Origin of the sequence: Tumidithrix elongata BACA0141 (assembly GCF_036349135.1) — a bacterium.
Lineage (GTDB): Bacteria > Cyanobacteriota > Cyanobacteriia > Pseudanabaenales > Pseudanabaenaceae > Tumidithrix > Tumidithrix elongata.
Genome location: NZ_JAZBJZ010000061.1, coordinates 15238 through 29367 on the forward strand (window position 1 = coordinate 15238; position 14130 = coordinate 29367).

The following is a 14130-nucleotide window of genomic DNA, read 5'->3' on the forward strand; positions in this document are numbered from 1 at the left end:
ATGTTTGTAGAAACTGTTTGGCTGGTTCCTTTTTATGGGTTGCTGGGTGCAGTTTTAACTTTACCTTGGGCAGTAGGTATAGTAACTCGCACAGGTCCTCGTCCTGCCGCCTATATTAATTTATTAATGACGATACTCTCAGTCGTACATAGCATTTTTGTGTTGCATGCAGTCTGGGGGCTACCACCACAACAGTCGTCGTTTACTTGGTTTCAGGCATACGATCTGAGCCTCAGCTTTTCCTTAGACCTGTCGCCTGTGAGTGCAGGGGCAGCGGTTTTAGTCGGTGCGATCAGCTTGATTGCCCAAGTCTATGCGATCGGCTATATGGAAACCGACTGGGCGATCGCTAGGTTTTTTGCCCTGATGGGCTTTTTTGAAGGAGCGATGAGCGGTATTGCCTTTAGCGATTCGCTATTTTTTAGCTATGCCTTGCTAGAATTGCTGACGCTCTCAACCTATTTGCTGGTGGGCTTTTGGTATGCCCAACCCCTCGTGGTCACCGCCGCCCGTGACGCATTTTGGACAAAACGGGTGGGCGATTTGTTTTTGCTCATGGGTGTGGTGGCACTGTCTAGCCTAACGGGTAGCCTGAATTTTTCCGATCTAAAGGTATGGGCAGAGTCTCAACCAACCATTGATTATTTTGCCAACCATCCCCAATTTGCGGCTTTATTGGGTCTAGCGCTGATCGCGGGGCCTACAGGGAAATGCGCTCAAGTCCCCCTACACCTCTGGCTAGATGAAGCCATGGAAGGCCCCAACCCAGCTTCGATTTTACGGAATTCAGTGGTGGTGGCTTCGGGTGCTTACGTGCTGATCAAACTCCAGCCTTTGCTGGAACTGTCACCCTTTGCCTCCTCGACCTTGGTGATGATTGGTGCGATCACGGCTGTAGGCGCATCTGTGGTGGCGATCGCCCAGATCGATCTAAAACGTGCCTTATCCCATTCCACTAGCGCCCATTTGGGCTTGGTATTTATTGCGGTAGGGATGCAGCAAACCGATATCGCCCTCTGCTTTTTGTTTACCCACGCGATCGCCAAGTCTCTTATATTTATGAGTAGCGGTTCGGTAATGATGACCGTAATAACCCAAGATCTCACAGAAATGGGTGGTCTTTGGTCGAGGATGCCTGCAACTACAATTGCCTTTTTGGTTGGTTCTTTTAGCCTTGTCGCCATATTCCCGCTTGGCAATTTCTGGACGATGCTGCAATGGGTCGAAGCTTTTTGGGATTCTCACCCTCTGTTAGTGCTGGTATTGCTTTTGGTGAATGGCATCACAGCCTATGGGTTAACCCGCATTTTCGGTTTAGTATTTCTCGGCCCACCCAAACCTAAAACTCGTCGTGCCCCAGAAGTGCTATGGTCAGTAGCTTTTCCCATGGTGTCACTAACAATCCTCGCTTTGCTTGTGCCTTGGCTACTATTCTCTTGGAACCTTGCGATCGATCGGGCATCCGTAGACCTGCCTGCCGTCGCTCTTGTGGTTGGTTCGGGCATCGTGGGATGTTTTAGCGCCGCCAGAAGCTACATCAATCAATACGAAATGGGTAGTACCGTTTCTTTACCCCCCAAACTGGTCACCCAATTTCAAAGACCGATCGCGAACTTTTTTGCGAATGACCTCTACGTTCAAGACCTCTATAGAGTCAGTGCGGTTTTTGTGGTGGCAAAAAGTTCTAAAGCCTTGGGCTGGATCGATCGCTATTTAGTCGATGGGGCAGTCAACTTTTTAGGGCTGGCTTCCATCTTTAGTGGAGAGAGTCTCAGATACACGATCACAGGGCGATCGCAGCAATATATTTTCACAATTTTGCTCGGCACCATGCTTGTGGTTGTGGCGGCTTTCTTAAGCTTGCGCTAACTACTTCTCATTCCTCCTCTTTTTCATTCCACTTCATAGGTTCAAGTTCGAGATAAATCATGTTAAGTACGCTGATTTGGATGCCGATCGCTGGCGCAGTCTTAATGGTGCTCTTGGGGAATTTACTCCCTCCTAAGCAATTTCGTTCCATTGCTTTAATCGTTGGTCTTCTAACATTAGGATGGACAGCTTTGCTGCTGCTGAAGTTCGATCCGAGCAATCCTGGCATGCAGCTCAAGGAATCTTTGGCTTGGTTGGATGCGATCGGCTTGACCTATCAGCTCGGGATAGATGGCTTGTCTTTACCGCTTGTACTGCTGAATAGCTTTCTGGTATGTATTGCCATTTTTAGCAGCGGTGATGTCAAGCGACCGATGTTTTACTATCCCCTACTACTTTTGCTGAGTGGAGTCGTGTCTGGGGCTTTCTTATCCCAAAACCTCCTGCTCTTCTTCCTGTTTTATGAAGTGGAATTGATTCCCTTATATTTATTGATTGCGATTTGGGGCGGCGAACGTCGTGCCTATGCCGCGATGAAGTTTCTGATTTACACGGCAATCTCAGGGATTTTGCTCTTACTGGCTTTCTTTGGTGCTTCTAGTTTGGCAACCGCAGGCTTGAGTTCGGGCATTAGCTTTGATTTTGAGGTGTTGCGATCGCAAACGCTTCCCGTCAATATTCAAGGAGTTCTATTAATTCTGTTGTTGTTGGGCTTTGGTATTAAAATCCCCCTCGTTCCTTTCCATACTTGGCTACCTGATGCCCACGTTGAGGCTTCCACACCGATTTCCACCCTGTTAGCAGGGGTGCTGTTAAAGTTAGGAACCTACGGACTGTTGCGATTTGGCTTAGGTCTTTTCCCAGATGCATGGAAAGTCTTGGCTCCTTGGTTGGCAACTTGGGCGGTAGTGAGCGTGCTCTATGGTTGTCTGACCGCAATCACGCAACGGGATATGAAGAAAATGGTTGCCTATAGTTCGGTCGGTCACATGGGCTATATTTTGTTGGGTATGGCAGCAGCAACACCCCTGTCTTTGCTAGGTGCAACCTTCCAGATGGTCAGTCACGGCTTAATTTCGGCTTTGCTGTTTTTGGTGGTTGGTGTGGTTTATGCCAAGGCTGGAACGCGCAATCTCGATGCCCTGAATGGACTGCTCAACCCCGAACGCGGATTACCCGTGGCAGGTACGTTGATGATCTTGGCAGCGATGGCAAGTGCAGGGATTCCAGGGATGGTGGGCTTTATTGCTGAATTTCTGATTTTTAGAGGCAGTTTTCCTGTGTTTCCCGTGCAGACGCTCCTTTGCATGATCGGTACAGGTCTAACCGCAGTATATTTCTTGATTTTGATCGACCAAGCATTTTTCGGTCGCCTATCTGTCAATAAGAATTACAAAGAAGGTGAAACGCCGATCAAATCTGGTGAAGCATCTACGGGTCAAATGATTAATTTGCCACCCTCCCTATGGCAAGATCGCGCTCCTGCGGTTTTGCTGGCATTGGTAATTGTGATTTTAGGCTTGCAGCCCAGTTGGGTATCGCATTGGATCGAACAGGCAACGGGTGCGATCGCATTGGTCACAGGTTGACAAAACGCGACCCCAGCCATTTGACCTTAGTACAGAAATTCTAGGAGGTCTAAGTTATGAGCTTTATCCTTCATCATGGTGGCGATCGCTTTCTCCTGAATATCATTCAGACTGGAACGTTCAGTTTCCTACAAATCTACGATAAGAAGGTCTTCGCTATCGAGTGGAAGCTTTAGAAGAAGCTAAGCAAGGGGAATTCTATCGTGTTGTGGGGTGGATTCAACCTTTTGTTTGAGATCGTTGCACTATGGGGGGTAATCTGGTCTAGATTTTGTCTTGTATTTATATAGATAATACATGTGTTATTAGTTTTGGCGGTTTAGCATAGTACATTCGGAGATTTTCAAAAGTTAGCGCTTGAGATCTCGCGCATATAGCGATCCTATTCGATACATGAGAGATTCTTTCCTTTGCATTTAGTAGGGGCAATATGAATTGCCCCTACTAAATGCAAACAGTTGCGGAGATCCATCCCCTGATCGCGTTTTTTCTTACTGCTTTCTAGTGAAGTTAGCGTTGAGGAAGAGAAAGTTGTCCGTAAACTCTGACTTTAATAAATTTTCGACTGAATAAAAAATCTTTTTTGATTGAATTCGTTACAAAACTTTGCGAACTCAGGTTATTCAGGAGTGCCTAGCATAGGTATATTTACTTCTATGTTTGCAACTGAAATGTTTGATTTAATGTTTGATTTAAATTCAAACAGCCCGAAATTAAAGCATTTTCGCTAGATTTTGTATTATTTCATTCGTGCAAATTCACTTACCATAGAAGAGATCCCAAAATGAGTCATGTTAATAAAAGTTTAAATATCAAGTCCTATTTATGAGCTTCTTATTTTATGGTCAAGCGATCGTTACAGGCTTCTCTTCCCGGAATTCAACAGGCTAAACGCGCGTTTGGGCTGAAAGGATGGACGCAGGAAAATTTGGCAGGAGAGGTGAACTTAAAGACGCGACAGCCAATATGGAGATTTTTCACAGGACAACCCGTCGATCGCCATATCTTTATGGAAATCTGTTCGATCTTAGATTTAGACTGGCGAGAGATTGCGATCGATCCACCCGCAGAATTTCCCGAACCCGGAGGAGCCGCTGAAGCGGCTCCTCCCGATATTGACACTCTTGTAGAGCAGGTGCGATCGCAATATCGAGAAACCATTCAGACCCAGTGCGGCATCTTGCAATTATTAGACATCAACCGTCCTGTCAGCATTGATGATATCTATGTAGATGTGAATATTTTGGAAGAGATTGCCAGCCGACAGTGGTTTGAGATTGCCGAACTGCAAAGTCTAGGACCTGAGGCATTCGATCGCGTTGGTTTGGGAGCCGTCGATCTAAAGCAAGTATCGGGAATGCAGGCAGTCGAAACCTACTCAAAGCTCAGAGTGCTAGGTAAACCCGGTGTAGGCAAAACGACATTTCTGCAATATCTTGCGATTCAGTGTAACCGAGGCAAATTTGCCGCACATCAAATTCCGATCTTTATCCTATTGAGAGATTTTGCCGAAGAATCTAGAGAGAATGGCAAGTTCAGCCTTTTAGATTACATTCGTCAGGCATTTCTTGCTTCAGGTGTTTCCAATCTATCGGCGATTGAAACTTTATTGCAAGCAGGTAGGGTGCTGCTATTGTTGGACGGCATGGATGAAGTATTAAATCAAGACAGCACAGCAGTGCTTAGAGAGATTCGCAAGTTCTCGGATAAGTATCACAGAAATCGGTTCGTGGCATCCTGTCGTACTGCGGCGCAAAAGCTGCAAATGCGTGGCTTTAACGATGTGGAAATTGCACCCTTTACCCAAGACCAAATTAACATCTTCGCGCAAAAGTGGTTTGTGGCATTCACGAAAACAACTGCTCAATCTGGGCGGGATCAGTCGAACGTGTTTATTCAGAAGCTAAACTTACCCGAAAATTGGCATCTGCGCCAACTGGTGGTCACACCCCTATTTTTACATCTCGCTTGCTGGGTGTTTCACGGTCAGGCTAAATTTCCTGCTAAACGAACAGAGTTTTACAAGCAAGGACTAGATTTGCTTTTGGGCAAATGGGATGAAGCTAAAGGCATTGCACGGGATGATGTCTATCGAGGGTTTTTATTGCCCCAAAAACAGAAGCTGCTGAGTCAACTTGCCGCAGTTACCTTTGAGCGGGGGCAGTATTTTTTTGAGCAACGCACGATCGAGCAATATATTGGAGATTATTTGCGACATTTGCCAGGCGAGACCTTGGAGGCAGAGGAACTCCAACTCGAAAGCGAAGCCATGCTGAAATCGATTGAGGCACAACATGGGTTGCTCACAGAACGGGCGCGCGGAATTTTTTCGTTCTCTTCTCTAGCATTTCAAGAATACTTTACGGCTCGCAAAATTGTTGCCAGTCATAACCTACGGTCATTAGAGCAAGCACTGGGAGGGTTAGTCAAGCATATCGAAGATCCGCATTGGCGCGAAGTCTTTTTATTAACGGCTTCGATGTTGCGAAGTGCAGATTCGTTGGTACAGTTGATGAAACAACAAATTGATGCCTTAGTTGCTCAAGACCCCTATCTACAAGAATTTTTGAAGTGGGGAAGCCAAAAAACGCAAATTACCCCCGTCGAAAAAGATGCCACGATTAGAGCTTTTTACCTTGCCCTCGCTCGCACGCCTCACATCGCATCTGACTTTGCCCTTGCCTGTACCCTCGATCAGGGGATGTTTTTTGATGTGGCCTTGGATGATTTGCTGAGTTCTTGTGCGATCGACCAAAGTGCAGATTTTGCCTACGCTCATGCCTGTGGTGATGCGCTCAGCAATATTCTTGGTATGGTGATTGATGCGGGCTTCCAAAAATCTTTGCAACAACTTCAGGCGCAATTACCCAATTCCGATCAAAGTCCAGAACGTTGGCAGGAATGGTGGCAGGCTCATCATACAGCTTGGGCAGCACAGCTAAAGGTAGCGATCGCGCACTATCGCAAGATCGATCACAAGTGGCAGTTTAGCCCCGAGCAACAGCAAGTGCTGCAACGCTATTACGATGCCAATCAGCTCCTAGTAGATTGCTTGAATAGTAACTGCGAAGTCACGGCAGCAATTCGGGAAGAAATCGAAGCGACATTGTTACTCCCTCAAAAGGAACTAGAAGATCGGGAATGGACAGGAGAATAAATTGTTAGATCGATCATTTGGGTTTTACGGCATCGCTTTTTTTGGAATTATTTTGTTACGGTATTTTCTGGTAGCAGGAGGAACCTATGTCGTCTTTTATTCGCGATTTAGTCAGTCTTTGATTCGTCCCCCGCTGCGGCATCCCTCTCCTTCTTGGCTGTCGATTCAACACGATATCCTGCTCTCGGTTCTCTCAACGGCAGTGTTTGCGATCGCTGCCGCCGCGATCGTGTCGGGGTACGATTTGGGAATTACACGCTTATATAGCGACGCGCACCAGTATGGGCTGTGGTATTTAGGGTTTAGCTATGCCGCCGTGTTGTTGCTCCAAGATGCCTATTTTTACTTCACCCATCGCTTGTTTCACCATCCCCTGCTGTTTCGTTGGATGCATCAGGGGCATCACCGATCGCGCTATCCTACGCCCTGGACATCCTTTGCCTTTGACCCCTTAGAAGCGATCGTGCAGGCGCTCTTTTTAGTCGTTATTGTCTTTGTGCTCCCCCTCCATTTCATCACGCTGATTGCGGTGCTCACAACGATGACGGTTTGGGCAGTGTTAAATCATCTGGGGCTCGATCGCTTGCCTCTGTCGTTTCCGCACCATTGGTTGGGCAAGTGGTTCATTGGCCCCGACCATCATTCTATTCACCATCTCAAGTACACGATGCATTACGGGCTGTATTTCACCTTTTGGGACAAACTGCTGGGCACGCAAGACCCAAACTATGAGCAAAAGTTTGACTTGGAGCGATGAGGAGAGAGGCTTGGATATGGCTAATTCTGACTTCTCAACCAAGATTCCACCACCAATCTGTTGTACCAATTTCAAGGGAATAGGCAATAGATCTGGATTTGAAATGTTATTGCGTAGTGTCATTACGTTTTGTAACAGGGTCAATCAATTCAATCAATTCATTCAAAAAATCACTCAGCGCTTTGCCAGACTAAACCATAGAAACGGAGTTGTTCGTTACGACTCAGTTAAAAAGTTCTCAAATTTAGTCAGGAGCATATCATGAGTTTAGAAAACAAAGCCAAGGCAGCCGCCAAAAACGTTGAAGGTAAAGTTGAAGAAGCTGTGGGAAATCTAACTGGAAACCACGAAGCTCAAGCCAAGGGTAAGGCAAAACAGGTAGAAGCAAAAGTCGAACAAACCGTTGAAGATGTGAAGGATAAAGCCAAGGACGCGCTTAAGTAGATAGCGTGGCTCAAGAGAGTTTAGGTAGTGAAGCGCCTATCTAGACTCTCTACTTCGATCTAACTGACGGAAAGACATTATATGACCAATCAAATCAAATAACTTTTGGAGACTAACATGATTTCACTTCGTCAAGTTCGTAAGTTTCTGCTAACGATTAGTCTAGTTGTGCTGATCTCAGTTGCTACAACTTTTACGGCTAAAACCGTTGGGGCTGCAACTTCGTCCACCTTGTCCAATCAACCTCATGTGCAGATAGCGTGGGGCTTTGGAAAGGCAAAAGCTGTTGCCAAGGATATTGAAGGTAAAACCCAAGAAGCGATCGGTAATGTCACAGGCGATCCTAAAGACCAAGTAATGGGAAAAGCCAAGCAAGTAGAAAGTCAGGTTCGCAATGCCGCTGAAAATGCGAAAGATAGCATGGGTTTGCAAGGAAGAACAAAAGCCGTCACAAAAAACGTTGAGGGCAAGGTACAGGAAGCCATTGGCAATATTACTGGCAACGCTAAAGACCAAGCGATGGGAAAAGCCAAGCAAGTAGAAAGTCAAGTGCTTAATGCCGCAGAAGATGTGAAGGCTAAGGGGCGAGATCTGCTCAAGTAAGATACTCAGCGATGTCTGAGTCACTTAAATCATGAGTGGTGAATCGATCGCAGCCTGATGTGTAGGTAGACCTATCTTTTAACCTGCCTGCTTTCTTAATATAGCGATTCTAAATCGCTTGTGAGCGTAGTGTAGGTTTTGACATTGCTTAGCCCATTACGTTGAGCGATATCAAAGTGCGGAACTCGAATTCCAAATCTATTGCAAAATCAATGGATTTGGGTACTAACAATTTTAGTTTTTAAGAGAGAAGAAAAATATGAATAACATCATTTGGACTGGCATCGTTGTACTCTTTATCCTCTGGCTGTTAGGGTACTCGATTAATATTGGCGGTGGCTTAATCCACTTGCTTTTAGTTTTGGCTCTGATGGGACTAGTCTACAACCTATTGATTGGTCGCCGCGTCATCTAAATGATTGAACTTACTTCAACGGCAGTAATTCCCATTTCTTAGAGGACACATACTGCCGTGTGAGTTGCTCTACACCCTCAGATGGTTTTGATAGAGGGCATTAAAACTTAGAGTGTTCGACTTAAATCACCACTTATTCATTTGGAGTGCTATTCATGACTCAAGATCCTCACGAACAAGAAAATATCGATCGCAGACAAAGCCTGCGCACTGAAGAAGAAGCTTTTCGACTTCACCAAGAAGAGTCGCGACTTGAACTAGCTATTGGCAAACGCAGTGCCACGTTTTTCTGGATTATTAATAGCATTTATCTTTTGGTGGGATTGGTTCAGACTATTTTGGTGTTGCGCTTCTTGCTACGATTTTTCGGTGCAAATCCACAGAATGAATTTGCTCAGTTTATTCAAAATCTTTCTGCTCCTTTCATGGCACCCTTCGCCACTTTGTTTGTCAGCCCTACTTCTAGCAATGCAGCGAACATTTTTGACATCAATATCATCATTGCCATCATCGCCTATTCGCTCTTAAGTTGGCTCTGTATCTGGCTAGTCAGATTTCTCTATGCTAGAACTTGGTAATGGAGAGAAAGCCCCTAACACAGGCTCAAAACTTTAGATTTTACTGTACCGTTTTTAGAACAATTTACCCCCCTAAATATAACAAATGCTTCCCAATCTGATTGCTGAAATAACCCTCGATGATTTAGTCCTGCTCAATAAATTTCGCATTGAACGACTGCGAAGTATTTTTGCCGAATGTTTATTGCCCTGTACGATGTACGTTAATTCTCAAAATGTATTAACTATTAATTGCCCTGAACCTTGGATTGTGAGTTCTTTGCTGATTAATATAGAAGAATTTTGCGATTATGTCTGGTTAATCTTAGGAGTTAAAGCTATCTCAATGTATTGCGATCGCCAATTAACCTACGTTAAAGTCTCAAACTAAGCACAACCATTTTGCTCCTTCGTTGAATTTTTAAGAAGCACCCGTTACCGAAGATTTTTTCTGCATCCCCATATAAATACTTGCCCTTTGATGCGCTTCCTATTCTCGATCTAGAAGCTGACTCAATAGGCTTGAATAATATTCCAATTTCTCAATTAGCGATTTATTGCCAGCTAAGTTTTCCTGCGTTTTGTAACGTGGTTAATCAATTCATGCAATTCATTCAGGAAATAACCCTACAGTCTGTGATAGTAGTCGTAGAAACAGCATTGTTAATGTGACACAGGCAAGCAGTCTTCAAATTCAATAAAATGCATCACGAGCTTAGTGGATAAAGCCAATACAACCGCCCAAACTATTGAAGGAGAAGTTCAAGAGGCAGCCGCGAACAATGCGCGATCGCAAAGGTCAAAACGTTCACAGCAAAACGTTTGTATCAAATGTTCCAATCAAGTTATTACCAATATATTCGGAGAATCGCTCTATGAAATCTATCCAAATCTCTCTATCGAGAATATATGCAGTGCGTTTTTTAGTTGCTATTCTATTTTGCGCGATCTTGGTATTTTCCAATGCAATCCCAGTGTTGGCGGATTCTCATGTAAACCCTAATGCGCAGTCAACGGGGATCCTTAGCAAGGCAAAAGAGGAACTTAAGTCTCCTCCTACATCTCTTGAAGAAGTTGAAGGAAAAGCCGATGGTGGTCTCAACGAGGTTCAAGGCACTATGGATAAGGACAAGATGTTCCGTTCTGATAGCTCTGGACCTGCGGTTGTCGAGCAAATTGAGAATGCTCTAGATAAAGCCATGAAAAAAACTAAGTAAAGTGACTTTAGTTCTTGAGAGATCTCCCTTTTCGCTCTAAAAAGTAGGGTAGATCTCTCTTCAACTTATTTTCTTCTACTTCTTGTATGTGAGAACGGTAGGTTATCTAACGTGAATTCGGGTTAAGGACTTCGGAGTAAAGCAAGCCAACTTATTGGAGCCGAAGGGTTTGATCCCCCTGCCCTATCGGGCATCCCCCTTGCAAAAGGGGGAAAGTAAATTCTCACCCCTTTTGTAAGGGAGGCTGGGGGGGATTCTTGGGATATATAGCATTTCATGTTCTCTTATCCCGAACTGACGTTATCTAAATAGATTGATTCAGGTAAGCATTTTTTTTATTCAATTAGGAGCACATTATGAGCTTAGTAGATAAAGCGAAAGAGATCGTCCAAACCGTTGAAGATAAAGTTCACGAAGTCGTGAGCGATCTGACTAGAGAGCGCAAAGAGCATGTCAAAGAGGAGTCAAAACCAGATGATTCTCTAGAATCTGTTCCCCATTACGATCGGCATATCGTCCCTGCTGAAACTGCCGCACGCCAGCATCGAGAAGGTGAGAACTTTGGGCATACTCCCCACGACCCTACGGATACCAAATCAATCCACACCACAGATGGTTACACGGTGGACAATGAAGGCTTGGTGAATAACTACGCGATCGAGCCAGAAATGTATGTCGATGTTCCTGGGGATTTACGTCAGAAAACAGAGCAGGAAGCGACAGAAAGTGTCCATCAGTTTCATGAGCTATCTGAGGATGAGAAAGGTAAGCTGACATCAGAGCATGACCTACGTCACAAGGGACCAGGCTTGGTTTAACGCATATAAGAACCATAGACTCAGTCTAAACATGAAAAGCATACAGAGCTTTTAGGCTGAGTCTCGCTCTGTTCTTTAAAAAGAGGTTTGATAATTGCTATGCCATTCACTGAGATCACCCTTGACGATCTGATGATACTCGAACAATTTCGCATCGAGCGACTACGCAGCTTTTTTGCCGAAAGTTTATTATCTTGCATTATTCAGATCGATCGCCACAGTATGCTAACCATTCACTGCCCAAAGCCCTGGATAGTGGATACTTTACTTATGGAAATAGAAGATTTATGCGATTACACTTGGCTGATTTTAGGCGTTGAATCGCTCTCGCTATATCTTGTCCATGAGGAAATCTTTCACATCGGAAATTACAGGGCTGGCAGCGCAAATTGTAAGTTGTGCCAGCGAATCTGACGGGGATTCTATCTTGCATTAAGAAGTTACTATCGGTTCTCCCCTGACGAAGTTTGCAACAAAGAACCACCGATCGCTTCACAGACCAAAACTAAATATCAGAAATTAATTTATGTCCTCCAATCATTCTCCTCTTTACGCAACTCGCATCGATCTAGCTGAAACAATCAGGATTCAGACGATCGCTATTCTCAACCAAACCTTGGCATCCACGATAGATCTCCAAACTCAAGTCAAACAGGCTCATTGGAATGTCAAAGGTCACAATTTTTATCAGCTCCATCTGTTATTCGATGCCATGGCAACCGAGCTAGAAGAATTTGTTGATATGGTAGCAGAACGGATTACGGCATTAGGCGGCTATGCTCTTGGAACTGCACGTATCGCTGCCAAACAGTCAGAATTGGAAGAGTATGTATTTGATGCGGTAGAAGGGATGGATCATATCGCGGCTCTAGCCGATCGCTTTGCCATATTCGCTAAGTCCATTCGCCAGAATATCCATCAAACTGCTGATTTGGGCGATGCGGATACGACCGATCTCTATACCGAAGTTTCTCGTGCGATCGATAAACGGCTCTGGTTTCTGGAAGCCCATTTGCAAACTTCTGCGATTCATACGCAAGCCCACTCAATTGCTGCTTACACCTTCGGAGTTGTGTAAATCTAGCCCCAGCATTGGGGATTTAGAGATCGGTGAGTTCTGATTTGGATTCGATAAACATTTAACATTTACGGGTGAGGTAAGTCCATGGTTGAAGATCTGGTTGAAGCTGAATATACGGTTCACGATCTAATTCGTGGGCGTTGGAGTCCGCGTGCTTTCTCAAATCGCACGGTCGAACGAGACAAACTGCTGATTTTGTTAGAAGCTTCTCGTTGGGCAGCTTCTTCCTACAACGAACAGCCTTGGGGCTTTATGATTGCCACCCAAGACCAGCCAGCTGAGTATGCCCATTTACTCAGTTGTCTGGTTGAATTCAATCAATCTTGGGCGCAGAGTGCTCCTGTATTGATGTTGTCAGTTGCCAAACGATGTTTCGATAACAACGGAAAAGAAAATCGTCACGCTTTCCACGATGTCGGAGCCGCCACAAGTAACTTGGCAACTCAGGCGATCGCCCTAGATCTATTCGTTCATCAAATGGCAGGGTTTGACGTTGACAAAGCGCGATCGCTGTTTGGCATTCCAGAGGGTTGGGAACCAGTGGCAGCGATCGCGATCGGATATTTGGGCGATCCGCAAACCTTACCCGCAGCACTGCGAGACAAGGAACTCGAAACCAGAACCCGCAAACCATTGACTGATATGGTTTTCACGGGAAAATGGAATCAGACCTCAGACTTAGTTACGGACTAGAATTTGCCGAAACGTTGAAATTACACCATGAATACTTTTAAAGGAACCAAAACTATGTCAGACAAGCATGAAGTTACGAATTTATTCCCAACCCATGTTGAGGCAGAGGCAGCGGTGTTAGAACTGCAAAAAGAGGGCTTTGACATGACCAAGATTTCGATCATTGGGCAAGACTATCAAACCACAGAGCATGTACGCGGATTCCTGACTTGGAAAGATACTGCTAAGACTGGCGCTGAAGGTGCTGGCTACTGGGGCAGCTTCTTTGGCGGACTCTTTGGCATTCTCTCGGGTGCTGGAGCCTTGTTTATCCCCGGCGTAGGGCCAGTGGTTATTGCTGGACCCGTTGTTGGTGTGCTAGCAGGCTGGCTCGAAGGAATGATTATTGGCGGTGTGGGTGCTGCTGTGGGCGGTGGATTGGTGGGCGCTCTCGTCGGCTTGGGAATTCCTAAAGAGAAAGCCCTAAAGTACGAGATCGGCATCAAAGCAGGGAATTTTATGGTGATCGTTTCAGGTACGGACGATGAAGTTGCCCAAGCCAAGAAAATTCTACAACATGCAGAACGGAAAGCAAGTGAAGCCGTTACGGTTTAAGCAATTCTAATTGCCACCCAAGGGTTTGCTTCTTGCAAGCGATCGCTTGACCTCTTCTCCCGAACCCTGTAAAGAGAAGGAGAGTAGAACAAACTTCCTGTCCCCCTCTCTGTGTCGGAGAGGGGCTAGGGGAGAGGTCTACATAACATCAGTTCAATTACTACAGAATTTGACTTCGGCTTCGATTCCATGCTGCCTGAATGAAGTCGATCGCTGACAAATGACCTAGTTAGGTCAAGGAGAAATCAATGGGAATTCAGTTGTCTGGGACTCATAAGACCACTTAGAGAGTGTTTGAGAAGTTAAGCAAGACGTTTTAGGAGGATTTGAATCATC

15 protein-coding genes are annotated in these 14130 nt (G+C 45.2%); all 15 read left to right on the forward strand.

The genetic code is table 11. The features are described from left to right. The 15 genes from V2H45_RS14950 (at window position 1) to V2H45_RS15020 (ending at window position 13794) form a co-directional block, all read left to right on the forward strand. A complete protein-coding gene (locus V2H45_RS14950) occupies window positions 1-1869 on the forward strand; it encodes an NAD(P)H-quinone oxidoreductase subunit F (protein WP_330484451.1) in 1869 nt (622 codons plus the stop codon). 59 nt (window positions 1870-1928) lie between these two features. Then, entirely contained in the window at window positions 1929-3458 is a 1530-nt protein-coding gene (locus V2H45_RS14955) for an NADH-quinone oxidoreductase subunit M (RefSeq protein ID WP_330484452.1), read from the forward strand. 841 nt (window positions 3459-4299) lie between these two features. After that, on the forward strand, window positions 4300-6615 hold the full coding sequence (locus tag V2H45_RS14960) for an NACHT domain-containing protein (protein WP_330484453.1): 2316 nt from the start codon (window positions 4300-4302) through the stop codon (window positions 6613-6615). A 1-nt stretch (window position 6616) separates the two neighbouring features. Further along, window positions 6617-7372, forward strand: coding sequence for a sterol desaturase family protein (locus tag V2H45_RS14965; protein ID WP_330484454.1), 756 nt, complete (start codon window positions 6617-6619; stop codon window positions 7370-7372). Window positions 7373-7633: 261 nt separating this feature from the next. Continuing rightward, window positions 7634-7816, forward strand: a complete 183-nt coding sequence (locus V2H45_RS14970; protein ID WP_330484455.1) for a CsbD family protein — start codon at window positions 7634-7636, stop codon at window positions 7814-7816. 117 nt (window positions 7817-7933) lie between these two features. Next, window positions 7934-8419 (forward strand): CsbD family protein, encoded by a 486-nt coding sequence (locus tag V2H45_RS14975; protein ID WP_330484456.1) that lies wholly within the window; start codon window positions 7934-7936, stop codon window positions 8417-8419. Window positions 8420-8678: 259 nt separating this feature from the next. Then, the gene (locus V2H45_RS14980) at window positions 8679-8834 is read left to right on the forward strand and encodes a lmo0937 family membrane protein (RefSeq protein WP_330484457.1); all 156 of its coding nucleotides are present in this window, start codon (window positions 8679-8681) and stop codon (window positions 8832-8834) included. Window positions 8835-8989: 155 nt separating this feature from the next. Next, a complete protein-coding gene (locus V2H45_RS14985; RefSeq protein WP_330484458.1) occupies window positions 8990-9412 on the forward strand; it encodes a YggT family protein in 423 nt (140 codons plus the stop codon). A gap of 85 nt (window positions 9413-9497) precedes the next feature. Then, on the forward strand, window positions 9498-9782 hold the full coding sequence (locus V2H45_RS14990; RefSeq protein ID WP_330484459.1) for a hypothetical protein: 285 nt from the start codon (window positions 9498-9500) through the stop codon (window positions 9780-9782). A gap of 484 nt (window positions 9783-10266) precedes the next feature. Beyond that, on the forward strand, window positions 10267-10608 hold the full coding sequence (locus tag V2H45_RS14995) for a hypothetical protein (protein ID WP_330484460.1): 342 nt from the start codon (window positions 10267-10269) through the stop codon (window positions 10606-10608). 356 nt (window positions 10609-10964) lie between these two features. After that, window positions 10965-11426, forward strand: a complete 462-nt coding sequence (locus tag V2H45_RS15000) for a hypothetical protein (protein ID WP_330484461.1) — start codon at window positions 10965-10967, stop codon at window positions 11424-11426. 99 nt (window positions 11427-11525) lie between these two features. Continuing rightward, window positions 11526-11840: a hypothetical protein gene (locus tag V2H45_RS15005; RefSeq protein WP_330484462.1), complete on the forward strand. Its 315-nt coding sequence runs from the start codon at window positions 11526-11528 to the stop codon at window positions 11838-11840. A gap of 112 nt (window positions 11841-11952) precedes the next feature. Next, window positions 11953-12504: a DNA starvation/stationary phase protection protein Dps gene (gene dps / locus V2H45_RS15010; protein ID WP_330484463.1), complete on the forward strand. Its 552-nt coding sequence runs from the start codon at window positions 11953-11955 to the stop codon at window positions 12502-12504. Between the two features lie 87 nt (window positions 12505-12591). Then, a complete protein-coding gene (locus V2H45_RS15015) occupies window positions 12592-13200 on the forward strand; it encodes a nitroreductase family protein (RefSeq protein WP_330484464.1) in 609 nt (202 codons plus the stop codon). A 27-nt stretch (window positions 13201-13227) separates the two neighbouring features. After that, window positions 13228-13794, forward strand: coding sequence for a general stress protein (locus V2H45_RS15020; protein WP_330484465.1), 567 nt, complete (start codon window positions 13228-13230; stop codon window positions 13792-13794). Window positions 13795-14130: the final 336 nt, after the last annotated feature.

Coding starts and splice junctions, on each gene's coding strand:
- V2H45_RS14950 (WP_330484451.1), top strand. CDS start 1: ATGTTTGTAGAAACTGTTTGGCTGGTTCCTTTTTATGGGTTGCTGGGT.
- V2H45_RS14955 (WP_330484452.1), top strand. CDS start 1,929: ATGTTAAGTACGCTGATTTGGATGCCGATCGCTGGCGCAGTCTTAATG.
- V2H45_RS14960 (WP_330484453.1), top strand. CDS start 4,300: ATGGTCAAGCGATCGTTACAGGCTTCTCTTCCCGGAATTCAACAGGCT.
- V2H45_RS14970 (WP_330484455.1), top strand. CDS start 7,634: ATGAGTTTAGAAAACAAAGCCAAGGCAGCCGCCAAAAACGTTGAAGGT.
- V2H45_RS14975 (WP_330484456.1), top strand. CDS start 7,934: ATGATTTCACTTCGTCAAGTTCGTAAGTTTCTGCTAACGATTAGTCTA.
- V2H45_RS14980 (WP_330484457.1), top strand. CDS start 8,679: ATGAATAACATCATTTGGACTGGCATCGTTGTACTCTTTATCCTCTGG.
- V2H45_RS14985 (WP_330484458.1), top strand. CDS start 8,990: ATGACTCAAGATCCTCACGAACAAGAAAATATCGATCGCAGACAAAGC.
- V2H45_RS14990 (WP_330484459.1), top strand. CDS start 9,498: ATGCTTCCCAATCTGATTGCTGAAATAACCCTCGATGATTTAGTCCTG.
- V2H45_RS14995 (WP_330484460.1), top strand. CDS start 10,267: ATGAAATCTATCCAAATCTCTCTATCGAGAATATATGCAGTGCGTTTT.
- V2H45_RS15000 (WP_330484461.1), top strand. CDS start 10,965: ATGAGCTTAGTAGATAAAGCGAAAGAGATCGTCCAAACCGTTGAAGAT.
- V2H45_RS15005 (WP_330484462.1), top strand. CDS start 11,526: ATGCCATTCACTGAGATCACCCTTGACGATCTGATGATACTCGAACAA.
- dps (WP_330484463.1), top strand. CDS start 11,953: ATGTCCTCCAATCATTCTCCTCTTTACGCAACTCGCATCGATCTAGCT.
- V2H45_RS15015 (WP_330484464.1), top strand. CDS start 12,592: ATGGTTGAAGATCTGGTTGAAGCTGAATATACGGTTCACGATCTAATT.
- V2H45_RS15020 (WP_330484465.1), top strand. CDS start 13,228: ATGAATACTTTTAAAGGAACCAAAACTATGTCAGACAAGCATGAAGTT.